A 25,248-nucleotide genomic window follows, 5' to 3' on the forward strand; every position below is an offset into this window, starting at 1 on the left:
CGGCCGGGGGCGGGCCTTCGCGCGTCCGTGGGCTACAGGCTGTAGTCGGCGGTGATCTTCTCGTGGCGGGCGGTGTCGGCTCCGGCGTCCTCGGCCAGCTTCAGCCAGGACATCGGGTGCCGCCATCCGGCGGTCAGTTCGGTGAGGACGGTGTCGGCGTCGGCGGAGCTCACCGCCGGCGGGACGGCCACGCCGAAGGCGACGCCCTGGAGTTCGCCGAGGCCCTCGATCTCCGGCTCCAGCACGTAGCTGTCGTCGGTGTAGACCCACACGCCCCAGCCGCGTTCGCGGAGGGCGCCGACGATCGCGCCGAGCTCGTCCTCGCCGGGGTGGGCGCCGTCGACCAGGTAGGAGCGGAAACCGCCCGGCTCCAGCAGCGTCACCGCCGAGCACGTCGGGTACCAGCCCTCGCGCTCCTCCTCGTCCTCCGGCGGGGAGTCGTGCGACTCGGGGTCGAGGACGACGACGTCGCCGTAGTTGAGGGCCGCGTCGCGCTGGGTGACGGTGAGGACCCGGGCCGTCGCCGGTCCCGTCCGCACCGAGTAGACCGCGATGCCGCCCTGGGGACCGTCGTAGCGCAGGTCCACCGGGTGCCACATCTCCTCGATGGGGCCCTCGGGCTCGTCGAGGTCGATGTCCAGGACCGCGCACTGCTCGCGGACGGCGGCCCAGTCGCGGTTGGCGGTCGCGGCGATGATCATGCCCCAGCGGTCGCTGGGGTGGGCGCGCAGGACCGGGTCCTCGGCCTCCTCGTCGGCGCGCTCGAACAGCTCCGCCCACAGCCGCTGGGCCGTGGTGAAGTCGCCCATGCGGCGCGCGGCGGCGGCCCACATGCGGCGCGTGTTCAGGACGGTGTCGTCGATGGCGACCAGTTCGGCGCACTCGCGGGCGGCCTCGGCCCAGTCGCCCTGCGACATCGCCCAGTTGCCGCGCAGCCAGTGCGAGCGCGTCGGGTTGTTCGCGGCGAGCAGCCCGGCGAGGCGGGCGATGCCCTCTTCGTCGCGGGCGCGCAGGAGCACGTCGCCGAGCGCGGAGGCCATGCCGTCGTCGTCGGGGTCGGCTTCGACGCGGGTCCACAGCAGCCGCGCGGCCTCGCCCGGCAGGCCCAGGACGGTGTAGTACTGCGAGAGGAGCCCGACGACGTGGTCGTCGGTGGGTTCGGCCTCGTGCGCGGCGGCGAGGATGGCGAGGTTGGCCTCGGGGTCGGCGGGCCGGTAGGAGCCGTCGGGGTTCTGGGTGCCCAGGGACTCCAGGTGGCCGGGGATGTCGGCGACGGGGACGGGCAGGACCGTGGCGGGCAGGGCCTCGGCGGACGCGCGGAGCGCGGCGAGTTCCTCGGTGATGCCGTCGGTGCGGCGCAGGTCGGCGAGTTTGCGCTCGCCGAATCCGGCGAGGGTGAGGGCGACGGCGCGGGAGCCGCGCGCGACGGCGAGGCGCCCGGCGATGACGAGCAGGTCGAGGCAGCGGCGGTGGGCGCCGACCTCGTCGAGGTAGGCGATCCAGGTGTTCATGGCGCGGCCGATGGCGGTGGAGTTCTCGAAGGCGCCCAGGGCCACGAGGAGTTCGACGGTGGTGGCCCACTGGAGGCGCAGGTCGGCGTGCGCCTGGGGTTCGTCGATGTGGAGGAGCTGTGCGAGGGCGGCTTCGGCGTCGCCGAGGCGGGCGTGGAGTTCGGCGCGCTGCATGGCGAGGCTGCGCTCGTCGTCCTCGTCGAGGCCGTAGGGCTTCTTGCGCTGGGCTGCCTCGGCCTTGTCGAGGACGGTGAGTCCTTCGGCGGGGCGGCCGAGTTCGCCGAGGAGGTCGGCGTGCTTGAGGTGCATCGACAGGGACGGGTCGCCGCCGGCGGCGCGGTGCTTGGCCTCGCCGGCGAGGAGGTGGGCGAGGGCGTCCTCTTTGCGTCCGTCGTCGTCGAGGGCGGCGCAGTATTCGCGGGTGAGGCAGTCGAAGCAGTTGCGCTCGGGTTCGATGCGCGGGAGGGTCTCGTCGAGGATGGCGAGGCGTTCGCGGACGTAGCCGGGGCCGTCGATGCGGGCGTGGCAGATGCAGAAGTCCTGCACGACGCACACCGACTGGGGGCATTCGCGGGTTTCCTCGCGGTGGGCGAACTCCAGGAGGGAGGTTGCCTCGGAGAGGGCCTTGACGCCCTGCTGGCGTTCGCTGACCAGGGACTGGAGGCGCCAGTGCCGCAGGTAGACCTCGACCCAGGGGAGGTCGAGGGCGCGGGCGGTGGCGAGGGCTTCGGGGAAGATGGCGTCGACCTCGTCGGGGCGGCCGTTGACGGCGTGCCCGGAGATCTCGGCGACGGCCTCGGCGAGCCGGTAGTGGCCGGCTTCGACGAGGTCGGCGTGGGTCTGGTGGACCCACGCCCAGATGTCGGTGGTCATCGGCTTCCTTCGTGGTGGTAGTCGACGGTGGTCATGCCCCGTCCCCCGTGACGAGGCGTTCGATGGCGCTGCCGACGCCCACGAGGGCGGCGGACAGGTCGCCGCGGTGGTCTCCGGCGGTGGCGGCCATGATCACCTTGATGGAGCGGAGGAGCGCCGCCGCCGTGGTGCGACCGGGGTGGTCGTCGCGGTGGGCTTGGAGGAGCCGGCGGACGGCGATGTTGTCGAGGTTGAGGTAGAGGCGCGCGGCGACGGTCCCGTCGGTTTTGGCGGTGAAGTCGCGGGCGAGCGCGAGGGCGGCGCTGGGGATGCGGGCGGCGGTCTCGTCGGCTTCGATGCGGCGTTTGAGGGCGACTTCGGCGTCGGGGACGAGGACGAGGGGCAGCGCGGCGGGTGCGTAGCGGGCGGGGACGAGTTGTTCGCCGTCGTCGGTGAGGACGGCGGTGAGCCAGTCCTGTTCGGCGGTGGGGAGGGGTTCGGCGTCTTTGAAGAGGCGCTTGTCGCCGTCGCCGGTGCCGAGTTCGATGGTGGGGCAGGAGCGGGCGACGGCGTAGCGGCGCAGGAACGGCAGGACGGCGTAGTGGTCGCCGCGTGCGATGGGGACCTGCATGGCGCGGTAGAGCATTTCGGTGAAGCCGCCGCTGTCGCCGGTGGCGATGTGGATGGTGCCGTTTCCGGCGGCGCGGAGGGCGCCGGCGGTGAGGCGGTCGCCGCTGGAGGTGGGGACGGGGACGTCGTCGGCGAGGAGGTCGAAGAGGCGGTCGTCGGCGAGTGCGGCGCCGAGGAGTTCGTTGCCGTGGCGGTTGAGGACGCGCTGCCAGGTGCCCGGCTGGGTGCGGGCGATCTCGAACATGCCGTTGACGATGGCCTCGGTGAGTCCTTTTTGGACGTCGCGGTAGCGGTCGTCGCGCTGGAGGTCCTCGCGGCTGGCGGTGGGGGTGAGGCGGGTGGATTCGATGACGCCGCCGATGAATCCGGCCCAGGTGGGGAGGAGGTCGCGGGCGTCGTGGGAGAGCATCATGCCGCGCAGGCACACCGAGAGGTCGCGGTTGTCGCTGCTGCCGTAGGTGGCGGCGTCCTGGATCCAGAGGAGCCCGGTGGCCTCGGTGTCGCCGTCGAGGTGGACGGGGATGGCGCAGAGGGGCGCGAGGCGCTGCGCGAAGCGGGCGGCGAAGACCATGGGTTCGGCGCCGCCGTCGCGCCATGGAGGTGGGACGTCGTTGACGGGGGTGGCGTCGTCTTCGACGTGGACGGGGATGGGCAGCAGCGCGCAGTAGCGGGTGAGGACCTCGCGGAGGGTCTGGGTGTCGGCGAGGTGCGCGTAGTCGGGTTTGAGGCGCAGGGTGACCTCGGTGCCGGGCGCGCGGGCGGGGGCCTCGGTGACGGCGTAGGTCTCGCCGCCGACGGAGTGGTAGCGGTGGCCGCGTCCGGGTTCGCGGTGCGAGGTGGTGTGGACGGTGACCTCGTCGGCCACGGCGAAGGCGGACAGGAACCCGAGGCCGAAGGCGCCGATGAGGTCCTCGCTGCCGGTGACGTCGCGCAGGAGGCGGGTGTAGCCGGTGCCGACGGTGGCGAGGTAGGAGTGGATCTCGTCTTCGGTGAGCCCGGCGCCCTCGTCGGTGACGGACACGGTGGCGGCGCCGGTCTTTGTGGTGTCGGCGTCGCCGCGCACGATGATGCGTCCGGTGGGCGCGGCGGGGTCTTCGAGGCGCCGCCGGGTGGCCGAGTCGTGCCCGTTCTGGACCAGCTCGCGCAGCGCCACCATGGGTGTGGAGTAGAGGTGGGCCGCGAGCACCGATACCAGGCCGCCGAGGTCGACTTCGGTCTGTCTGAGCTCTTCGCGCATGGTCGGCAAGTGTGCCATGCGCGGCCGACATTCCCGTACGCGGTTTCCGTTTCGCCAGGTCAGGCGGCGGCGGAGTTCAGCGTGGCGGGGGCGGCGGGCACGACGAGGGGGGTGCCGGTCTCGGGGTCGGGGACGACGCGGCAGCGCAGTCCGAAGACCTCTTCGATGAGGCCGGCGGTGACGATGTCGCCGGGCGCGCCTTCGGCGACGATGCGGCCGCCGGTCATGGCGATGAGGTGGGTGGCGTAGCGGCAGGCGAGGTTGAGGTCGTGGAGGACGGCGACGAGGGTGCGGCCCTGGCGGCGGTTGAGGTCGGCGCACAGGTCCAGGACGTCGACCTGGTGGGCGATGTCGAGGAAGGTCGTGGGTTCGTCCAGCAGCAGGATCGGGGTCTCCTGGGCGAGGGCCATGGCGATCCAGACGCGCTGGCGCTGTCCGCCGGACAGTTCGTCGACGGGCCGTTCGGCGAGCGCGGCGACGCCGGTGGCGGCCATGGCCTCGGCGACGACGTGGTCGTCGTGTGAGGTGCGCTGCCGCAGGAGGCTCTGGTGGGGGTAGCGGCCGCGGGCGACGAGGTCGGCGACGGTGATGCCGTCGGGGGCGGTGGCGGTCTGCGGGAGCAGGCCGAGGCGGCGGGCGGCTTCTTTGGCCGGGTAGGAGCCGATGAGCTGCCCGTCGAGGTGGACGGTGCCGGCCTTGGGTTTGAGCATGCGCGCCAGGGCGCGCAGGAGGGTGGACTTGCCGCACGCGTTGGGGCCGACGATGACGGTGAAGGAGCCGTCGGGGATCGTGACGGAGAGGTCCTCGGCGACGACGCGGCGGTCGTAGGCGAGGACGAGGTCTTCGGCGTGCAGGCGGTCCGGCATGGCCCTCCAATCGGCTTAGGTGAGCCTAACCTTGCCGGGCCGTTCTGCGCACGGGGGTCACGCGGTGAGCGTCACCTCACGCGGGTTCCAGTCGAGCCAGGCGTTGTACCAGCCGACGGTGGCCAGGATGGCGGCCTCGGCGATCTCTCCGGCCCGGTAGGTCACCGCGGTGAGCAGGATGTCCAACTTGTCGTACCCGTCGGCTTCACTCTCACTGATGAGGGCGAGCGCGTTGCGGGCGTGTTCCTGGCTGATCCACACCGCGTCGCGGCCGGAGTCGGCCAGGATCCGCGGGATTCGCTCGCGGCGGTCGTTCATGCAGCACATGACGTTGCCGCCGTAGATCACCGGGAGGAGGTGGGCGGGGGTTTCGGCGAGCGCGGTGGGCAGGAGGTCGACGATGTCGCCGGTGAGCCGGGTGGGCGGGTCGGCGGCGGTGAGGGGGATGGCCCGGTCGAGGCGGTCGAGGAGTTCGGCGCGGTCGAAGCGGACCGAGGCGCGCAGGAGGGCGGCGTGCGCGGGGTCGCTGACGTCGAGTGGCGCTCGGTCGATGCCGACGCGGGCGCCGACGTGGATGGGGGTGGTGAGGTGGGCGGGCGGTTCGCCGCGTAGTTCGATGGAGAGCACGAGGGGCCGGTCGGCGCCGACGACGGTGTGCCCGTAGTCGTATCCGTACGCGTCGGGGCGGAGGGTGAGGCCGGCGGCCGAGCCCAGTTCGATGAGTGCGAGGGGCCGGGCGTCGGTGGCGGCGACACGGGTGATGGCGGCGTGGAACACCGCGGCCGCGGCGGGGTCGTTCCAGCGGGTGCCCTCGGGGGTCTTGCGCGCCAGGGCCTCGTGGCGGGTGCGGACGAGGTCGGTGAAGTCGGCGACGACCTCGGCGCCGGGTCCGGGGGTGCCGCCGAAGGTGGGCAGGTGCCGGGCGAGGGGGTGGGGGTCTTCGCGCAGGACGGCCGAGACGGCGGTCATGAGCGCGTCGGCCTTCGCCCACCGTTCGGCGGGCGCGCCGTCGAGGGCGGCCGCGAGGGTGGGGTCATCGGCGACGGCCCGGCAGAGGAGGGAGTAGACCGCGGCGGTCTCGGAGGCGGCTTCGGCGTGCTCGGCGAAGATCCGCTCGATGGTGAGTTCTTCGGTGTCGTTCTCTTCGTGAGTCATATGGGGGCCGATCCTAGATCGGCCGGGCGATCTCGTGGGGGCGCGCTAGGAGGGGGCGAGGCGGTCGGGCAGGTGGAGTGAGCCGAGGTCGGCGACGTATCCGACGGCGCCCAGGTCGAAGGGCGGTTCGAGGGTGACGCGGTCGCCGCTGAAGATGATCTCGGTGACGAAGGAGCCCTCGCGGTCCTCGCCGCTGACGCACAGGTACTCCCCGGCGCTGGCCAGGCCGGTGAAGGACTCCGCCTCGCCGTCGATGGTCCAGGCGCGCGCGACCGTCCACACCGGACCGGCGGTGTCGGCGATCTCGGCGAGTTCGCCGCGGGCGCCGAGCAGGAGGGCGCGTCCGGTGATGTCGAAGGCGAGGTCGACGGGTTCGAAGTCGGCGTCGACGCGGTAGGCGTCGGGTTCGCCGGGGTTGCGGGAGTGGAAGAAGAACACGCGCCCGGGGTATTCGAGGGAGAAGAAGAAGCCGCGCCCGTCGCGGCGGAACGCCAGTCCGCGTTTGCCGCGGGGGATGGACAGTCCGGCGTGGACGCCGGAGCGCTGGGAGACGACCTCGTCGCCGGTGATCCACCACTGGTCGCCGGTGGAGTGGTCGACGGCGGTGGCCAGGTCGCCGGAGGTGGGGCCGAGGTCGAGGACGGTGGCGCCCATCTCCTGGCCCTCGACGGAGAACACGCGGGTGGGGGCCGGTTCGGGGACGGCGGTGGTGCGGGAGATCGCGAAGATCACGTCACTGGCCATGCGGAGGCGCCACCTTCCGGGAGGGCGCGGGACCGCCGTGGCCACGGCCCATCGCGAAGGCCGACGGGTCCGGCTTGTCCCTTGTGGGTGGTTTCCCTCCTCACGATACGGCACGCGCGGGACGGCCGGAACCGTCCCGCGCGTGCCGTCCATTAGGGAGTCAGGCGGTGCAGGTCGCGCGGGAACAGCGTGACCTCGCGGATGTTGGCCGCGCCGGTGAGCTGTCCGGTGAAACGCTCCAGGCCGATGGCGAACCCGCCGTGCGGGGGCATGCCGTGCTTGAACGCCGCGAGGTAGCCCTCGTAGGGTTCGGGCGACTCGCCGCGCGCGGCCAGCGCGGCGAGGTAGTCGCCGTACCGGTGGAGACGCTGCCCGCCGGTGACCAGTTCGGTGCCCCGGAACAGCAGGTCGAAGGACGCGCTGTAGTGGGGACGCTCGGGGTCGGGATGGGTGTAGAAGGGCCGTTTGCTCATCGGGTAGCCGACGACGTAGACGAAGTCGGAGCCGTGCTCGCGCTTGGCCCACTCGCCCAGGAAGCGCTCGTGCGCGGGGGCGAGGTCGTCGGCGCCGGCCGACTCGCCGACCATCTCCAGCGCCCGACTGAAGTGGACCGACGGGACCCGCTCGGGCATGACCGGCAGGTCCACGCCGAGCAGTTCCACGGCGGGCGCGGCGTGGGCGGTGACCGAGGCGAGCATGCCGCGGATCGCCGACTCCAGGACGGCCTGGACGTCCCGGTAGGAGTCGATGAAGCCCAGCTCGACGTCGAGGGACACGTACTCGGCGAGGTGCCGGACGGTGTCGTGCGGTTCGGCGCGGAAGACCGGCCCGACCTCGAAGACGCGCTCGAAGACGCCCACCAGGGTCTGCTTGTAGAACTGCGGGCTCTGCGCCAGGAACGCCGGGCGCCCGAAGTAGTCGATGGCGAACACGTTCGCGCCGGACTCGGTGGACGTCCCCACGATCTTGGGGCTGTTCACCTCGGTGAACCCGGCCCCGCCGAGGGCCTCGCGGAAACCGCGCACGGCGGCGGCCTGGATCTCGAAGGGCGCGCGCTTGCGTGGGTGCCGCAGCGCGACCTGCGCGTTGTCGAGGGCCGTCGGGAGCGTCGCGCGCAGTTCCGGGCGGTACAGGTCGAAGGGTGGCGGTTCGGCGATCTCGCCGCTCAGCCGCAGGACCGCCCCGGTCAGCTCGACGCCGCCGGGGGCGTCGGGGTTGGCGGTGACCGTCCCCGTCCACTCCACGACGGTCTCCTCGGTCAGCTCCTCCAGTACGCCCGGCTCGCGGACGACGACCTGGGACAGGCCCGCGCGGTCGCGGACGATGGCGAAGGCCACCGACTTCAGGATCCGGCGGCGATGCAGCCACCCGGCGACGCGCACGCGCTCGCCGACGTGCCCGGCCAGTTCGGACGACAGGACCCTCGGGGGGTCGGCGGTCGCCTCGGGGACGGGCGCGATGGTCTTTTCAACGGACATCGGTTCTCACACCTCCTCGATTCGCTAGGAATCCCCGGAGGTGTGGGCGACGGGGTAGTCGCGGTGCCACCACACCTTCACCGCGCGCCGGCTGCGCGCGGCCTTGACTGACGCCCGTGTCGTGGGCCAGGCGGCGGGTTCTACTCCGCGCCGGAGCGCGTTTCTTCCCGCGGCTCAGGAGGGTCTTCGCTCCCCGCCCAGCGGGCCACCTTCACAGCTGCCGGTGGCTCTCTCGGCCGTGGTTCGGGGAGTTACTCGGCTCCTTCGATGCCGTGCCGGGAACCGTAGCACGAGTCGCGGCGGGACGCGAGGAGGATCAGCCGCGCAGGTCGGGGGCGGTGAGGGCGTACATCGCCTGGGGTTCGCCGAACTCCTCGAAGGTCTCCACCCGCCGCATCCCGAGGCTCTCCAGGAGCCCCCGGGAGCGGGTGTTGGCCACCTGGGTCACCGCGATGATCGACGGATCGGGCGAGGGGACGGCCGTGAAGGCCCACGCCAGCAGCGCGCGCACCGCCTCGCGGGCGTAGCCGCGCCCCCAGTGCTCGGGCAGGAACTGGTAGGACAGCTCCCGGCGGGCCTCGAAACGCGAGCCGGGGTCGATGACCACCGAGCCGATCATGACGCCGTCATCGGCGGTGACCACGCTGAACAGGTGCGGCGTGGTGGCCAGGGACCGCTCGTAGGCCGGGAGGCGGTCGGCGGCGACGGGACCGCCGAGGTGGCGGCGGACGTCGGCGCTCGTCCACAGCCGGTGGTAGGCGGCGACGTCGGCGGGTTCGGGCGCGCGGAGCCGCAGGCGGGCGGTGACGAGGTCGGCGGCGGAGGTCATCGCGCGACCCTCCCACACCGGCGGCCACGGAGCGTGGGCACCCGGGAGGGAAACCGGTATCGACGGTCGCTTACCGGCCGGAAAGTCGCACCACTCCCCCATTCCGTCACACTCCGTCCACAAGGGACTCGGTCCTTACCGTTACGATTAGGCCGGGCGCGGTCCGAACCATTCCGCGCATTCTCCCGCACACCGCACGTTCACGTGTTCCGTGTCCGTCGTGAAGGTTGGCCTGCGGTCGCCGTAACCCCTCCTGAACACGCTTACCGCGATACCGCACGCGACGCGGTGGCGCTCGCGCGCCGCCGTGCGGGACGGGGTGCGCAAGGCGCGTTCTCCGTGCCGCGACCAGTGCCCGGGAGGGTATCTCAGTGCAGCACGCACGCTTCGTCTTCCAGACCGCGCGTCCCGACGGGGTGCCCTTGTCCCGCCTAGGCGGGGCGCCCGTGCGCTGGACGCTGATATCGGCCAACAACAGACGTCTCGGCAATGGACGGGAAAGTCATGCCACCTATCAGGAATGCCGTGCCGCCGTGGCTTATTTACAAGCCGGACTGGCACGGCTTTCTTCTGCCAATCTCGTTGACGAAAGGTCCGGCCGGGTGAGCTGGGTACTGGTCCTCGATGACATCGCCGTCGCCGAGTCGAGCCGTTCCTATTTGCGTGCCCGGGAATGCTCCTACAACCTGGGACGATTCCTGGAATCGGTTCCGGTCGCCGAGGTGACCGACGGGATCCGGGTCGTGCGGATCAACGGGCGGGCGGCATGACCGCGACCCTGACGCCCACGAAACCGCCCGCGCGAGCCGTCCCGCGGCGGCTGACGCAGCGCGCCGGACCCGCCGACCGGGTCTTCCGAGGCGTGGCGCGCTCGGCGGGCATGACCGTCCTGCTGATGATGCTGCTGGTCGGCGGGTTCCTGCTGATCCGGGGCCGGGAGGCGCTGGACGTGGCCGGGTGGTCGTTCTTCACCACCGAGGAGTGGGCGCCCGAGGGCGGCCGCTTCGGGATCGCCGCCGTCCTCACCGGGACGCTGCTCATCGCCGCCGTGGCCATCGCCATCGCCGTGCCCCTGTCGGTCGGCACGGCCCTCTACATCTCCGAGTACGCGCCCGCGCGGCTCAAGCGGTTCCTGGTCAACCTCGTGGACCTGATGGCGGCGGTGCCGTCGGTGGTCTACGGGCTGTGGGGCGCGTTCCTCATGGAGGGCAGCGTGCTGGGCGTGGCCCGCTGGATCGCCACCTGGATCGGCTACGGGCCCTTCGCGGTGGACGGCGTCGACCCGGCCGACCCGCTCGCCTCCGAGACGGTCTACACGCGCTCCACGCTGCTGGCCGGGCTCGTCGTCGCCATGATGGTCACCCCCATCGCGTCCTCGGTGATGCGCGAGGTGTTCTCGCAGGCGCCCGCCGGTGAACGCGAAGGCGCCTACGCCCTGGGCGCGACCCGCTGGGGCATGATCCGCGCGGTCGTCCTCCCCTACGGGAAGGGCGGCATGATCGGCGGGACGATGCTGGGGCTGGGCCGAGCGCTCGGCGAGACCATCGGCGTGGTCATGACGATCTCGCTGGTCTACCAGATCCAGCCGCACATCCTGCGAGCCGGCGCCAGCTCCATCTCCGCCCTCATCGCCAACCGCTACGGCGACGCCTCGCCCTTCGCCGTCTCGGCGCTGATGGCGGCCGGGCTCACGCTGTTCCTGCTGACCCTGGTCGTCAACTTCGCCGCGTCCTCGATCATCGCGCGCAGCCGCTCCGGAGCGGAGGGCGACGCGTGACCGTCATCCCCGAGCGCCCCACCGGCGCCGACACCAGGCCGCACCGGCGGACCCGGCAGCGCGGCGACGCGTTCGCGGTGTCCGGCGCGGCCGTGGCGTCCCTGTCGGCGACCGCGCTGCTGTTCACCTACCTCACCCCGTTCACCGGGACCGTCGGCTTCATCGTCGTGGCCTACCTGCTGTTCCTGGCCTGCTACACGCTCCTGACCTGGCTGGACGAGCCCGGCCCGGCCGTCCGCGACCGCCTCGCCGGCGTCGCCGTCCACAGCCTGGGGTTCCTGGTGCTGGCCGCGCTGATCGTGGTCGTCGGCTACACCTTCGCCCAAGGCGCCAAGGCGCTCCCGCACGCCAACTTCTTCACCGCCGACATGTCGGTCACCGGCCCCCTCGACCCGCTCACCATGGGCGGGATCCTGCATGCCGCGATCGGCACGCTGGAGCAGATGGCCATCTCGCTGGCCATCACCGTCCCGCTCGGCATCACCTGCGCCGTCTACCTCTCCGAGGTCCGCGGGCCCGGGACGCGGTTCGTGCGCACCGTCGTGGAGGCGATGACCGCGCTGCCGTCCATCGTCGCCGGGCTCTTCGTGTTCGCCGCGATCGTGCTCGTCCTCGGCTTCGGGAAGTCGGGCTTCGCGGCCTCCCTGGCCATCAGCGTCATGATGCTGCCGATCATCATCCGCGCCGCCGACGTGGTCCTGCGGCTTGTGCCGCGCACCCTGCGGGAGGCGTCGCTGACCCTCGGGGCCTCGCAGTGGCGGACCGTGTGGCACGTCGTGCTGCCCACCGCCCGCTCGGGGCTGACCACCTCGGTGATCCTCGGCGCCGCGCGCGGCATCGGGGAGACCTCACCGGTCCTGCTCACCGCCGGTTTCACCAAGACCCTGAACGCCGACCCGTTCTCCGGGCCGCAGATCTCGCTGCCCCTGGCCACCTACGAGTTCACCCGCTCGCCGGAGCCGTCGATGGTGGCGCGCGGATTCGGGACCGCCGCCGCGCTGATGGCCCTCGTGCTGGTGCTGTTCGTGATCGCCCGGCTCATCGGCGGACGCGGCGCCGGGCACCTCTCGGCGCGGCAGGCGCGCGCCCGGACCCGGTCCTCCGCGCGGGACGCCAGGAGGTTCACGCGCGACGGCGACACCCTCGTCCAGCCCACCGTCGCCGCTCCCCCACCAACCACCACTCCACCGCCACCCGGAGCGAGCCCATGACCCCCCGAAAGCCCCGGACGCGCCCCGGCCTCCTCGTCCTGCGGGTCCTGGCCGTCGCGGTGATCCTCACCCTCGCCCTGCCCGACATCGCCCAGGCCGCCCCGAGCTACGTGCCCATCAGCGGCGCCGGGTCCACCTGGAGCCAGAACGCCATCGACCAGTGGGCGGCCAACGTCCAGCAGTACGGCATCGTCGTCAACTACGCCGGAACCGGCTCCTCCGACGGGCGGCGGCAGTTCAAGGAGGGCACCGTCGACCTGGCCGTCTCCGAGATCCCCTACGGGCTCTCCGACGCCGTCGACCACAACTCCGACCCGCCACCGGCCCGCGGCTACGCCTACATGCCCATCGTGGCCGGCGGCACGTCCTTCATGTACAACCTCAAGATCGGCGGGCGGCGGGTGACGAACCTGCGGCTGTCCGGCGAGACCCTCGTCAAGATCTTCACCGGCGTCATCACCCAGTGGGACGACCCGGCGGTCAAGGCGGACAACCCCGGCCTCACCCTCCCCGCGCGCAAGGTCGTCCCGGTCGTGCGCTCCGACGGGTCCGGGACCACCGCGCAGCTCACCACGTGGATGAAGACCGAGCAGCCCGACGCGTGGAACGCCTACTGCGCCCGCCTGGGCATCGCCACACCCTGCGGGCTCACGTCCTACTACCCCGTCGCCGGAACCGAGTTCATCAAGGCCAACGGCTCCAACGGCGTCGCCGGGTACGTCAAACAGGACTACGCCGAGGGCGCCATCACCTACGTCGAGTACTCCTACGCCCTCAACGCCGGGTTCCCCGTCGCCAAGGTGCTCAACTCCTCCGGGTACTACGTGGAACCGAAGGCCGCGGCCGTCGCCGTCGGCCTCCTGGGCGCCCAGATCAACACCGACGAGGGCTCCCCCGCCTATCTGACGCAGCGGCTCGAAGGCGTCTACCGCAACGGCGACAAACGCGCCTATCCGCTCTCCTCCTATTCCTACATGATCATTCCGACCAGGCTGGAGAACGGGCTCACCCCCGACAAGGCCTACACCGTCAGCGAATTCGGCTACTACTTCCTGTGCGAGGGACAGCAACAGGCCGACGTCCTGGGATATTCACCGCTGCCCATCAATCTCGTGCAGGCCGGATTCGAGCAGATCAAAAAGGTCCGGACCCTTTCGGGCGCCGATGACAAGAACATCAACATCGCCGGATGCAACAACCCCACCTTCTCCCGCGACGGCTCCAACACCCTCGCCGCCAACGCGCCCCAGCCGCCCGACTGCGACCGCAAGGGCTCCACCCAGTGCGCCACCGGCACCGGCGGCGCCGACGCGCCCACCCCGGTCTCGCCCGGCGCGCGCGGCTCCCACGGGCCCGGCACCGGCGCCAGCGGCGGCCCGTCCGGCGCGCCCGGCCAGGGCACGAACCCCGAGAACGGCGCCGACTGGACCCCCGGCGGCGACTCCGACGTCATCGCCGTACCGGTGTCCCTGGACGCCGAACGCGGCTGGCGCCCCCGCCACACCGCCATGCTCGCCGCCGGACTCGGCCTGGCCGCGGCGATGTTCTCACCACCCCTGTTGGCCCGCCTGCGCCGGAGGAACCGCAGATGAGACACCTTCTCGCCGCCTCCCCCACCCCGGCCGCGGCCATCTTCTCCCCACCCGAGCCCCCAGAACCGCTGGCCCGCCTGCGCCGGAGGAACCGCAGATGAGACTCGTCCGCCCCACCTCGCGGCGGGTGTTCACCGCCGCCGTCCTGGTCCTGACCGCCGCCGGGCTCGCCGCCGCGCCGATCGTCCCGGACGCCCCCGCCGCCTACGCCGCCGAAGGCGAGAACTCCGCCGTCACCGTCGAGGCCCCCGAGGGGCCCTTCAAGGGGCTCAAGGTCACCGTCGCCCAGACGAAGCACGTCACCAGCCAGGCCATCGAGGTCACCTGGACCGGCGGCAAGGCCACCCGCAACAACTTCGAGGCGAACTACCTGACCTTCATGCAGTGCTGGGGACCCGACCCCGGCGCGGCCGACTTCCGGGAGACCTGCCAGTACGGCAACTCCGCCGCCTCGGCCCTCTACGACGGGCTGACCGGGCCCTACACCGCCGCGCGCGGCGGCCTGCTCACCACACCCGACCCGGCCGACCCGCTGCCGGGCGACGCCACGATCGTCCCGTTCCGCTCGGTCGGCGGGCAGCGCACCCCCGACGGCAGCGCCGCCGACCCGATCCCGGCGGGCACCAACGAGCTGCTCACCCTCAGCCCCCACTTCGACCAGTACTCCACCAACGAGATCACCGCCGCCCGCACCACCGGCGACGGCACCGGCCGCGTCGTCTTCGAGGCCCAGACCGCCGTCGAGGCACCCGCCCTGGGCTGCGGGCTGACCATCACCGACGCCGCCGGGACGCACCCGCGCGCCTGCTGGCTGGTCATCGTCCCGCGCGGCGACACCTACCTCAACGGCGATGCCGTGCCCGAGCTGAGCAGGCTCTCCGGGAGCCCACTGCGGACATCGACGTTCGCGCACAAGATGGTCGTGCCCCTCGCCTTCGACCCGATCGGCTCCTTCTGCCGCCTGGGCGCCCGCGAGCGCCGCACGGTCGGCTCGGAGCTGGTCGCCGAGGCCGTCACGTCCTGGCAGCCGGCGCTGTGCGCGGGCGAGGGCCCGGTCTTCGGGTACAGCCAGACCGGGGACGGCGAGGCGCGCCGCCAGGTCGCCTCGGGGCGTCCCGGGGCGCCGGGGATGGCCTTCACGTCCTCGCCGGTGACGAGTGAGGACGGGGCGTCGGCGGTCGCGCACGGGCCGGTGGCGCTGTCGGGCGCGGTGGTCGCGTTCAACATCGACGCCGACTTCCACGGCGCGGCCGATCCGGCGCTGCGCGCGCTGGACGCCACGGCCGTCAAGGACCTGAAGCTCACGCCGCGGCTGGTGGCGAAGCTGCTCACCCAGTCCTATCTGGGCGATGTCCCCGGCGGCAACCAGGGCCGGGCCGAGCATCTCAAGGGCAACCCGAGGTCCCCGGTGAACGATCCGGAGTTCCTGGAGCTCAATCCGGTGGCCCGTAATTTCCCGGCGCTGTCCTACCAGCCGGACGGGCTGCTGGTCGCCATCGGCGACAGCGCGGCCGCGCGTGAGGTGTGGCGGTGGATCCTGGCCGACCAGCAGGCCCGCGACTGGCTCACCGGGACGCCCGACGAGGGCGGCATGAAGGTCAACCCGTACTACAAGCTCACCGACCCGGCCGTGCTGGACACCCGCCTGGACTTCCCGAAGGCCGACCCGAGCTGCCATCGCGTCAACGACTCGGTGCCCGCGCCCGGATACTGCGGCCTGGACCTGCGGCCCTACATGAACTCCATGCACCAGGCCGCCTACCAGACCCTGCGCGGCGACGCCCGCCAGAAGATCGTGTGGGACCCCCTGAAGGTCCCGCCGCAGTTCGTGGCGAGCAGCCCCCGCAGCCCGGGGCGGCGCTTCAACCTGGCGATCACCGACGCCGCCTCGGCGGCGCGCTACGGGCTCTACACCGCCGCCCTGCGCAACCGGGCGGGCGAGTTCGTCGAACCCACGGCGCAGGGGCTGCTGGCGGGCGCGGCGGCGATGAGGCCGTCGAGTGTGGACGGTGTCCTGCAGAGCGTGCCGGGCGCCGCGACGGCGGGCGCGTATCCGCTCGCGATGGTCGCCTACGCCGCCGTGGCCAAGTCCCAGGACGCCGCCGCCCTGCGCGATTACGCGGCCTTCCTGCGGCACGCCGCCGGTCCCGGTCAGGAGCCCGGCAAGTCCGCCGGGAAGCTGCCGGCCGGGTACGCGCCGCTCCCGGCGAACCTGCGGGAGGCGGCGCGCAAGGCCGCCGACTCGCTGGAGGCGGTGGCCGCGACGAAGCCCTCGCCCACCCCGGCCGCGCCGGGGAACGGCGTCAACGGCGCGCCCTCGCCGGGATCCGGGCCGAGCGGCTCGTCCGCACCGGCGGGGACGCCGGTGAACGCCGCGGCGGAGGAGAGCCGGACGCAGGCGATCGTGCTGGGAATCGTGCGGTTCGCCGTGGCGGCGGCCCTGCTGCTGGGCGCCACGGGTGTCCTGGCGGGGCCCTCGATCCGGCGTTTCGCCGAGCGGCGCGCGTCCACCACCAATGGAGCGAAATGAACAACGAATGGCGCAGAGAATTGATGTCGGCGGCCAGTTCATTCGGCGGCAATGATGGCGAAAGAACAGACTGCGAACTGTTTCCGAAATCGAGCTGATCACGTTCACCGACGGTGATCCATCCTGATGTCGATCGCATCGTTCGAAGTCGTGAGATTCGAAGGGCGCGATCGGCTCCACCGATTCGAGTTCTGTCAGTTCACGAAAGGCATGGAGACACCATGAAGGTCCGTACCTTCTCGGCCACGATCGTCGGAATCGGCGCGGCGATCCTCTCACTCGCCCTGACCGCCTCCCCGGCCTCGGCCGACCCGAACCCGGCTCCCCCGCCCTACGGCCAGCTCGCCGGCGTCGGCTCCGACACCACCCAGGACGTCCTGAACGGCTTCGCGGCCGTCATCGACGACGCCTCCGGCAACCCGGTCATCGACAGCTGGAACGCCCAGGGCGCCGCCCTCAAGACCAAGGCGAGCGGCTGCTCCAACATCGCCCGCCCCAACGGTTCCAGCCAGGGCCGCGACGCGCTCATCGCCTCCACCGACGGCACGGCGTGGCAGGGCCAGACGATCACCAACTGCGTCGACTTCGCCCGCTCCTCGGCCGGCCCGCGCGCCAGCGGCACCAAGTACACCTACGTCCCGTTCGGCGTGGACGCGGTGACGGTGGCGATCAACTCCAACAGCCTGCTGCCCACCAACGTGACCTTCACCCAGATCCAGCGCATCTACCAGTGCCTGGACAACAACATCGGCGGCGAGCCGGTGACCCCGCTGCTGCCGCAGTCCGGTTCGGGCACCCGCCAGTTCTGGCTGGCGAAGATGGGCGTCACCGAGGCCGACATCTCCGGTGGCCTGTACCCGTGCCTGACCGACCTGGGCAACACCGTCCAGGAGCACGACGGCCGCGTCCTGAACGGGCACGACGACTACATCCTGCCCTTCTCGGTGGCGCAGTACCTGGCGCAGTCGAACTCCGCGGCGATCCAGACCGCGACGGGCGTGAGCGTCACCGACCGCCGCGGCCCGGCGATCCTGGTGTCGGTCAACGGCGTGAACCCGGTGTCCAGCGGCAACCTGAACACCTCCTTCCCGGTCGTGCGTGACGTCTACAACGTCATCCCGACCGCCAAGAAGACCACCGCCCCCTTCAGCACGATGTTCGTCGGCTCCTCGTCGGCGCTGTGCACGAAGACCGTCCTCGTGGGCGGCACCGCCAAGCGCGTCACCGAGCTCTTCGGCTTCGGCCACCGCGCCACGACCGTGGGCACCGGCACCGACAAGCTCGGCTGCGGCGTCGACGTCCTGACCGGCGACAAGTAACCCGACCACCGGAGGGCCTCCACCAGGGGCCCTCCGGCCCGTTCCATCCCCACAGAGAACGATCGGAGAACGGCCAGTGCGCACGCGCCTGTCCCGCGTCATCGCCCTCCTGGCCGCCACCGCGGCCACCGCCCTCACCCTCCTCGTCTCCGCCTCGCCCGCCCAGGCGGAGAGCCCGATCCTGGGCGTGCTGTCGCTGAGCGCGGCCTCCGGGACCGTCACCGACACGCCCTTCGTCGCCTCGGCGACCACGAACGCGCCCTGCCCCAGCGGATACGGCGACAACGCGTCCCTGCGGGCCGGTAAGCCCGGCGGCCCCTACGCGCTGCTCGGCCGCATCGGCGGCGACGGCGGCTACGACACCGCCGCGTCGGTCACCCTGCCGGCGTCCCGCTCGCTGACCACCGTCCTCGGCGGCACCCCCGCCGACGGCGACTACGAGGTCGTCGTGACCTGCTCGGGCGTCCTGACCGGGGTCCACCCGAAGAGCTTCTCCACCTACATCACCGTCACCGGCGCCGACTGGCGCGTGAAGGCCGCCGCGGCGACCACCACGACCGTGCGCGGCTCGGCCCACGTCGTCAAGGCGGGCAGGACCCTCACCCTGACCGCGGCCGTCACCCCCGCCGGGAACGGCCCGGTGACCTTCACCGACGGCACCACCGCCCTGGGCACCGTCCAGGCCGCCGCCGGTACCGCCACGCTCGCCACCACGGGCCTGGCCAAGGGCTGGCACCAGATCGGCGCCTCCTTCACCCCCGACGACCCCCGCGCGCAGCTGGCCTCGTCCAGCAAGTGCTCGTGGTGGGTCTACGTCTACTGACCTCCCCTCCTCACCGATGACCGGGCGGCCGACACGGCCGCCCGGTCGCACCTCTCTCTTCCACCACCACCCACAGAGGACGACACGTGAAAGACACCAGACCCCTCGCGCGCCTCATCGCGCCGCTGGCCGCCGCGCTCGCGCTCGTCGCGGGCGTGCTGTTCGTGTTCGGGACCGAGCCCGCCCAGGCCGCTCCCCTCGGCACCATCACGCTCTCCCCCGCCGGTGGATCCGTCGGCGCCGACACGCCCACGACGGCGTTCGTGACGACGGCGACCACCAGCAAGGCCTGCCCCACCGGCTACGGCGCCAACGCCTCGCTGCGGGTGCGCGCCGCGGGCGCGGCGGCGGGCAACGCCTTCGGCCCGGTCAAGGGCGCCGGCGGCTACGACACCTCGCCGGTGGCCTTCTCCGGCGGCGACATCCGCTTCTCCCTCGCCCGGGCCCTGTCCGGGAACGTGACCCCCGTGCCGGCGCCCGCCGCCGGGGACTACGAGATCTACGCCGAGTGCTTCAGCCAGGAGGCCGGGAAGCACGCCGACGTCTTCTCGGTGACCATCACCGTCACCGGGACGGCCTGGCAGGTCAAGCAGGTCGTGACCCCGACGACGCCGCCGACCACGGCGCCCACGACCGCGCCGCCGACCACCGCCCCGACGTCCTCGCCCCCGGCTTCGGCCTCGCCGTCCTCGTCGCCGTCGAGCTCCAGCGCGAGCCCGAGCCGTTCGGTGTCGACCTCGCCGACGAAGAAGCCCGGTGGTTCCCTGCCGACGACGGGCGCGCCGGTGGTGGCGATCGCGCTGAGCGGTTTCGCGCTGCTGTTCGCCGGGGCGTGGCTGCTGCGCGTGCGGCGGCGCCGGAACGCGGACTGACCGACGAGGGGCGCGGCCCGCTCGCCGGGCCGCGCCCGCCAGGGAGGCATCATGACCATCACTGAGACCCCGGCCGCCACCCGGGCCGCGAGCCCCGGCGAGCGCGCTCCGGGCGCGCCGGGCCGCGTCTTCGGCACCACCGTCACGATCGTCTCGGCGCTGCTGCTGGCCTTCGCCGCGCACCTGACGGTCCTGTCGGCGCTGCGTCACGACCGCGCGCAGCAGACCGCCTTCGCCGATTTCCGCCGGGTGCTGGCCGACGGGACGGCGCCGGTCGGGCAGACCGACGCCGCCACCGGCCGCCTCATCGATCAGGGCACGCCGGTGGCGTTGCTGACCGCGCCCTCGATCGGCCTGCGCGAGGTCGTCTTCGAGGGCACCTCCTCGGGCGTCCTGATGGACGGGCCGGGGCACCGCCGCGACACCGTCCTGCCCGGCCAGGAGGGCTGGAGTTACGTGTACGGGCGGCAGGCGAGCTACGGCGGGCCGTTCGGGCGGATCGGCGAACTGCGTCCCGGCGACGTGCTCGGCGTGGTCACCGGCCAAGGCGAGCACGCGTTCCGGGTGACGGGGGTGCGCCGCGCGGGCGCGCCGGAGCCCGCGCCGGTGGCGGCGGGGGCCGGGCGGCTGACGCTGGTGACGGCCGAGGGGACCCCGTTCATGCCGGACGGCGCGGTGTGGGTCGACGCGGAGCTGACGAGCCAGGCGCAGCCGGCGCCGCCGCGTCCGCTGGCCACGCGGGCCCTGGACGCGTCGGAGGACGCGATGGGCTGGGAGCCGGGCGCGCTGGTGGCGTTGCTGCTGTGGGCGCAGTCGCTGCTGCTGGCGGTGGCGGCGGTGATCTGGGTGCGGCTGCGCAAGGGCGGCTGGCACGCGTGGGTGGTCGGTGTGCCCGCGCTGGCGGCCACCGGTTTGTTCTTCTGCTCGGAACTGTCCCGGCTGATGCCGAACCTACTGTGAGGAGCACGGCGTGACGATGACGTTGGTTGAGGGCGGCCCGGCGACGCTGGAGGCGCGGGAGGTGTCCGCGTGGTTCGGCGACCACCTGGTGCTGGACCGGGTGTCGCTGACGATGCCGGCGGGCCGGGTGACGGCGCTGATCGGTCCCTCGGGCTGCGGGAAGTCGACGTTCCTGCGGACGCTGAACCGGATGCACGAGCTGGTGGGCGGCGCGAAGCTGGCCGGTGAGGTGCTGCTGGACGAGCGGGACGTGTACGCGCCGGACCGGCGGGTCACCGACGCGCGGCGGCACATCGGGATGGTGTTCCAGAAGCCGAATCCGTTCCCGGCGATGTCGGTCTACGACAACGTGCTGGCGGGGCTGCGGCTGACGGGGACGCGGGTCTCGCGGCGGGCGAAGGACGCGCTGGTCGAGGAGTGCCTGTCGAAGGCGGGCCTGTGGCGGGAGGTGTCGGGGCGGTTGCGGCAGCCGGGTGGCGCGCTGTCCGGTGGGCAGCAGCAGCGTCTGTGCATCGCGCGGGCGCTGGCGGTGCGGCCGCGGGTGCTGCTGATGGACGAGCCGTGCTCGGCGCTGGACCCGACGTCCACGCGCCGGATCGAGGAGACCATCGCCGAGCTGGCCGCGGAGGTGACGGTCGTGATCGTCACCCACAACATGCAGCAGGCGGCGCGCGTGTCGCACCAGTGCGCGTTCTTCCTGGCCGAGCAGGGGCGGCCGGGGGTGATCGTGGAGCACGGGGGCACCGAGGAGATGTTCTCGCGGCCGCGGGACCCGCGCACCCTCGACTACGTCAACGGCCGCTTCGGCTGAGCGGCGGACACGAAGACGCCCCGGCCGGTGGCCGGGGCGTCTGGCGTTTTCGCGGCTAGTTCGCCGTGTAGGGATCGATCAGGCTCGACAGGTCGGGGGCGGTGCCCTCGGGGTCGGAGGCGGGCGCGGCCGGGTCGGCGGCCGGGTCGTCCTCGTGCGTGGGGTCGGAGCCGAAGAGGCCACCGGGGATCACGCTCTCCGGGTCGCCGCTGGGGGCCGGAGCGGTGTCCTCGGACGAGTCGGCCGGAGCGTCCTCGAAGTCGTGCGTCTCGTCCATGTAGCCGTCACCGTCGGTGTCCAGCTGGTAGTTGTCGACGGTGCCGTCGCCGTCGGTGTCGGTCTGCAGCTCGTCGATCAGGCCGTCGTGGTCGTAGTCCACGGCGATCGAGTCGGCGTCACCATCACCATCGGCGTCGTAGCGGTACTCGTCCGCGCCGTCGTCACCGACCGTGGCCGAGTACTCGTCGCCGTCGCCGTCACCGTCGAAGTCGATCCACGGTCCTTCGCTCATCGCTCTACTCTCCCCAAAATCCGGTTCAACCCTGTGCACCAAACCATAGGCGGCGCCGGGACGCTCATTCTCCCGGATCTGTGCCAACGCGGCATCGGCGAGGTGGCGGCGTCCCTGTGTGGGGACGCCGCCACCGTGGGCTACCGGTTCTGCGGGCGGGGCGGCAGGGGCGGCGGGGTCAGCACCGGGCGGTCGGTCGGCGACGGGATGTCACCGGGCCGCTTCTCGACCTCGACCAGGGCGAGCTCGATGGCGGTCTCCAGTTGCGGGTCGCGTCCGGCGGCGCAGTCCTGGGGGGACTGGTGGACCTCGACGTCGGGGTCGACGCCGTGGTTCTCCACGCCCCAGCCGCCGTCGTCGAAGTGGAAGCTGAGTTCGGGCTGGGACAGGAAGGTGTTGTCGGAGAGTCCCTCGCGGTCGGTGTAGCCGACGACGCCGCCCCAGGTGCGGGTGCCGACGAGCGGTCCGAGGCCGTAGACCTTGAAGGCGTGGGCGAAGATGTCGCCGTCGGATCCGGCGAGCTCGTTGGCGATGGCGACCATGGGCCCGCGGGGGGATTCCACGGGGTAGGGCTCGACGGTGGTCCAGCGGGAGTAGTCGTAGCCGATGCGGCGGCGGGCGAGCTTCTCGATGAGCAGTGCCGAGACGTGGCCGCCGCCGTTGAAGCGGATGTCGACGATGAGGCCGTCGCGGTCGTGTTCGGCGAGGAAGCCGCGGTGGAACTCGGCGAAGCCCTGGGGGGCCATGTCGGGGACGTGGAGGTAACCGATCCGGCCGCCGGTGGCCTCGTGGACGCGGCGGCGGTTGGCCTCGACCCATTCGCGGTAGCGGAGGGGGCCCTCGCCGCTGAGGGCGGTGACGGTGACGGTGCGGGGTTCGCCGTCGCCGCGTTTGACGGTGAGCGCGACCTCCTGCCCGGCCTGGTTGACCAGGCGCTGGCCGGGGGTGACGCCGGTTTCGCCGCCGACGGGCTGCCCGTTGACCGCCAGGAGCACGTCGCCCTCCTCGACTCCCACGCCGGGGAGCGTGAGGGGCGAGGTGGCGGCGGCGTTCCAGGTGTCGCCGCGCAGGATCTTGGCGAAGGTGTAGACGCCGTCGGTGACGTCGAACTCGACGCCGAGGCGGCCCTGGCCGTAGTAGGGGCCGGGGCGGTCCTCACCGGCGCGCTCGTAGGCGTGGGAGGTGCCCAGTTCGCCGTTCATCTCCCAGAACAGGTCGGAGAGCTCGGCGCGGGTGGAGACGCGGTGGACGAGCGGCGAGTAGCGCTCGTAGACGCCGGGCCAGTCGACGCCGGACATCTCGGGGTTCCAGAAGTGCTCGCTCATGAGGCGCCAGGCCTCGCGGAACATCTGCGGCCATTCGGCCTCGGGGCGGACCGAGACCTTGACGCGGGACAGGTCGATCCAGCCGGACTCGCGGGTCGTCCCGGTCTCCTCGGGGGCCTTCTCGCCGGCCTTGAGGACGCGCAGGCGGTCGCCGGAGCCGTACATCATCGTCTTGCCGTCGGGTCCGCTGCCGGCCCAGGAGACGGCGTCGGCGACGCGCTCGACCTTGCCGGTGGTCAGGTCGACCATGTCGAGGACGCCGTGCGGGCCTTCGTCGGAGCCGTAGGGCAGGGTGTGCTGGACGGGGCGGGAGAGGACCAGGACCTTCCCGGGGGCGCCCAGGACCCGCTCGTAGCTTCCGGCGGGCACCGGTACCGGCACCACGCGGCCGGACAGCCCTTCGACGTCCACAAGGGACACCTCGGGCGCGGCGGCCTCGTCGTCCTTTGTAGACTCGTCCTCGGCCGCGCCCGTCCCCTTGCCGTCCTTGCCGTTATCCTCCACGAGCGGCTTGGGCGAAGGCCGGAAGGGCGCGGCCGTGTCCGCCTTGAGGACCACGGCGTAGGGGCGCGAACCGGCGGGGAAGCCCAGGTCGAAGTGCAGCTCGTCGTAGACGGGGTTGTACTCGCGGTGCCCCACGAAGTACAGGAACTTGCCGTCGGGGTCGAAGGACGGGCCCTCGTCCCGCAGCACGCGCTCGGCGGCCACGTGCGTGGCGCCGGTGGCGACCTCGGCGAGGCGGATCTCGGTGCGGCTGGCGGAGTCGGCCTGCGAGGCCTGGGCGGGGCTGGCGTAGGCGAGCCAGTCGCCGTCCGGGGAGAACACCGGGCCGGTGATCTGCCCGTAGGAGCTGGTGTCGACCACCCGCACCACCGGCTGCTCTTCGCTCAGGTCGACCAGCAGGATCTGGTTGCGGTGGTTGGCCACCGCGACGTGCCGCCGCTTCGGGGACACCGCCAGCTCGGCCACCCGGCCCAGGTCCAGCCCGCTCAGGCGCCGCTCGGGGCCGCCGTCGGCGGGCAGGGTCACCAGGGTCTCGGTCTCGCCGGTGTCGGCGGCGACCGCGACGAGGTCGTCCTCGCCGGGCAGCCAGGTCAGGTGCCGGTAGCGGACCCCGTCGGGCGCGCCGTGCTGCACGACCGCGCCCTCCCAGCCGCCGAAGGAGAAGGGCTTGCCGCGGCTGGTGATCGCCAGGCGCGAACCGTCGCCGGACAGCTCGACGGTGTGCAGGAACTCGCCGGTGTCGACGAAGCGGCGGGCGCGCTGGGTGCGGGTGACGCCGATGGTCACGTCCAGCTTTCGGGGGGCGTCCTCGGCCGGGTCGAGCAGGTACAGCTCGCCGCCGCAGTGGTAGACGAGGCGGTGCCCGTCGCCCGAGAGGTGCCGGGCGTAGAAGTCGTCGTGGTCGGTGTGCCGGGCCAGGTCCGTCCCGTCGAAGGCGACCGAGTAGACGTTCCCGTAGCCCTCGTGGTCGGAGATGAAGTACAGCCGCTCGCCGATGATCTGCGGGTTGGCCACGCTGGAGCCCAGGCTCGGCAGGAGGGCGAACTCGCCGGAGCCGGTGGCGTCGATCCAGAGGGTCCCGGCGGTGCCGCCCTTGTAGCGCTTCCAGTGGGCGGCGTCGCGCCCGTAGCCGCGGCAGATGACGGTCACGCCGCCCTCGCCGTGGGCGATCTCGGTGCCGCGCACCCACAGCAGCTCCGCCGACTCCCCGCCACCGGCCGGGACGCTGCGAAGGCGCGGCTCGTAGTTGTCACTGAACGCGTTGGTGGAGTAGACGACGCCCGCGCCGTCGGGCGTCCAGGCGGTCACGCTCTTGCGCGCGCCGCCCTCGAAGGTCAGCCGCCGCGACTCGCCGCCCTCGATGGGGACGACGTGGACCTCGGTGGGGCCCTCCTCGCGGCCGCTGTAGGCGATGAGGGAGCCGTCCGGGGACACGCGCGGGTGGTCGGCGGCGCCCACGCCCGCGGTGAGCCTGCGCGCGGTACCGCCGCCGCTCGGCACCGACCACAGGTCGTCCTCGCAGACGAAGACGATCGTGTCGCCGTGAATCGTCGGGAAACGGGGATAGCCGTTGGCCATCGGGGGACCTCCGTGGGGTGGAGTGAGTGGAGCCCTTGGAAGTGGAGCGACCGCTGATCGCGGCATCACCATGACATCACATCGACGCCACGTGAGCAAGCCCACGAGTGGGCGCGACCGCCACGACGTAGGC

General features: G+C 72.4%; 19 protein-coding genes. 10 read left to right on the forward strand and 9 right to left on the reverse strand.

Annotated elements, in window-relative coordinates; genetic code table 11:
• Positions 1–32: 32 nt before the first annotated feature.
• The 7 genes from QSK10_RS02525 to QSK10_RS02555 form a co-directional block, all read right to left on the reverse strand.
• Positions 33–2,384 carry a hypothetical protein gene (locus QSK10_RS02525; protein ID WP_285660929.1) on the reverse strand — a complete coding sequence of 784 codons (2,352 nt, stop codon included), beginning with the start codon at positions 2,382–2,384 and terminating at the stop codon, positions 33–35.
• Positions 2,385–2,415: 31 nt separating this feature from the next.
• A complete protein-coding gene (locus QSK10_RS02530) occupies positions 2,416–4,230 on the reverse strand; it encodes an ATP-binding protein (RefSeq protein ID WP_285660930.1) in 1,815 nt (604 codons plus the stop codon).
• A gap of 59 nt (positions 4,231–4,289) precedes the next feature.
• Entirely contained in the window at positions 4,290–5,096 is an 807-nt protein-coding gene (locus QSK10_RS02535) for an ABC transporter ATP-binding protein (protein ID WP_285660931.1), read from the reverse strand.
• 57 nt (positions 5,097–5,153) lie between these two features.
• Positions 5,154–6,251, reverse strand: a complete 1,098-nt coding sequence (locus tag QSK10_RS02540; RefSeq protein ID WP_285660932.1) for a DUF2332 family protein — start codon at positions 6,249–6,251, stop codon at positions 5,154–5,156.
• A gap of 45 nt (positions 6,252–6,296) precedes the next feature.
• Complete coding sequence (locus QSK10_RS02545) at positions 6,297–6,995, reverse strand: hypothetical protein (RefSeq protein ID WP_285660933.1); 699 nt, start codon at positions 6,993–6,995, stop codon at positions 6,297–6,299.
• A gap of 152 nt (positions 6,996–7,147) precedes the next feature.
• Entirely contained in the window at positions 7,148–8,473 is a 1,326-nt protein-coding gene (gene aspS, locus QSK10_RS02550) for an aspartate--tRNA(Asn) ligase (protein WP_285660934.1), read from the reverse strand.
• A gap of 316 nt (positions 8,474–8,789) precedes the next feature.
• Positions 8,790–9,302 carry a GNAT family N-acetyltransferase gene (locus tag QSK10_RS02555; RefSeq protein ID WP_285660935.1) on the reverse strand — a complete coding sequence of 171 codons (513 nt, stop codon included), beginning with the start codon at positions 9,300–9,302 and terminating at the stop codon, positions 8,790–8,792.
• 602 nt (positions 9,303–9,904) lie between these two features.
• Between QSK10_RS02555 and QSK10_RS02560 the strand changes: the two genes are divergently transcribed.
• The 10 genes from QSK10_RS02560 (at position 9,905) to QSK10_RS02605 (ending at position 21,197) form a co-directional block, all read left to right on the forward strand.
• Complete coding sequence (locus QSK10_RS02560; RefSeq protein ID WP_285660936.1) at positions 9,905–10,072, forward strand: hypothetical protein; 168 nt, start codon at positions 9,905–9,907, stop codon at positions 10,070–10,072.
• Positions 10,069–11,079, forward strand: coding sequence for a phosphate ABC transporter permease subunit PstC (gene pstC, locus QSK10_RS02565; RefSeq protein ID WP_285660937.1), 1,011 nt, complete (start codon positions 10,069–10,071; stop codon positions 11,077–11,079). The genes QSK10_RS02560 and pstC overlap by 4 nt, the downstream gene beginning before the upstream one ends.
• Complete coding sequence (gene pstA, locus QSK10_RS02570) at positions 11,076–12,290, forward strand: phosphate ABC transporter permease PstA (protein ID WP_285660938.1); 1,215 nt, start codon at positions 11,076–11,078, stop codon at positions 12,288–12,290. The genes pstC and pstA overlap by 4 nt, the downstream gene beginning before the upstream one ends.
• Positions 12,287–13,882 (forward strand): phosphate ABC transporter substrate-binding protein PstS, encoded by a 1,596-nt coding sequence (gene pstS / locus QSK10_RS02575; protein ID WP_285660939.1) that lies wholly within the window; start codon positions 12,287–12,289, stop codon positions 13,880–13,882. Before pstA ends, pstS begins: the two co-directional genes overlap by 4 nt.
• A gap of 97 nt (positions 13,883–13,979) precedes the next feature.
• Positions 13,980–16,412 carry a hypothetical protein gene (locus QSK10_RS02580; RefSeq protein WP_285660940.1) on the forward strand — a complete coding sequence of 811 codons (2,433 nt, stop codon included), beginning with the start codon at positions 13,980–13,982 and terminating at the stop codon, positions 16,410–16,412.
• A gap of 221 nt (positions 16,413–16,633) precedes the next feature.
• The gene (locus QSK10_RS02585) at positions 16,634–17,731 is read left to right on the forward strand and encodes a substrate-binding domain-containing protein (RefSeq protein WP_285660941.1); all 1,098 of its coding nucleotides are present in this window, start codon (positions 16,634–16,636) and stop codon (positions 17,729–17,731) included.
• A 76-nt stretch (positions 17,732–17,807) separates the two neighbouring features.
• Positions 17,808–18,554 carry an Ig-like domain repeat protein gene (locus QSK10_RS02590; RefSeq protein ID WP_285660942.1) on the forward strand — a complete coding sequence of 249 codons (747 nt, stop codon included), beginning with the start codon at positions 17,808–17,810 and terminating at the stop codon, positions 18,552–18,554.
• Between the two features lie 86 nt (positions 18,555–18,640).
• Positions 18,641–19,426, forward strand: a complete 786-nt coding sequence (locus QSK10_RS02595; protein WP_285660943.1) for an LPXTG cell wall anchor domain-containing protein — start codon at positions 18,641–18,643, stop codon at positions 19,424–19,426.
• A 51-nt stretch (positions 19,427–19,477) separates the two neighbouring features.
• Positions 19,478–20,386 carry a sortase gene (locus QSK10_RS02600; protein ID WP_285660944.1) on the forward strand — a complete coding sequence of 303 codons (909 nt, stop codon included), beginning with the start codon at positions 19,478–19,480 and terminating at the stop codon, positions 20,384–20,386.
• 16 nt (positions 20,387–20,402) lie between these two features.
• On the forward strand, positions 20,403–21,197 hold the full coding sequence (locus tag QSK10_RS02605; RefSeq protein WP_285662900.1) for a phosphate ABC transporter ATP-binding protein: 795 nt from the start codon (positions 20,403–20,405) through the stop codon (positions 21,195–21,197).
• A gap of 55 nt (positions 21,198–21,252) precedes the next feature.
• Here the strand turns inward: QSK10_RS02605 and QSK10_RS02610 are convergent, their stop codons facing one another.
• The gene (locus QSK10_RS02610) at positions 21,253–21,708 is read right to left on the reverse strand and encodes a hypothetical protein (RefSeq protein ID WP_285660945.1); all 456 of its coding nucleotides are present in this window, start codon (positions 21,706–21,708) and stop codon (positions 21,253–21,255) included.
• Positions 21,709–21,848: 140 nt separating this feature from the next.
• Positions 21,849–25,115, reverse strand: a complete 3,267-nt coding sequence (locus tag QSK10_RS02615) for a S41 family peptidase (protein ID WP_285660946.1) — start codon at positions 25,113–25,115, stop codon at positions 21,849–21,851.
• Positions 25,116–25,248: the final 133 nt, after the last annotated feature.

This window comes from Actinorhabdospora filicis, from assembly GCF_030269765.1.
In the GTDB taxonomy this organism is placed as follows: domain Bacteria; phylum Actinomycetota; class Actinomycetes; order Mycobacteriales; family Micromonosporaceae; genus Actinorhabdospora; species Actinorhabdospora filicis.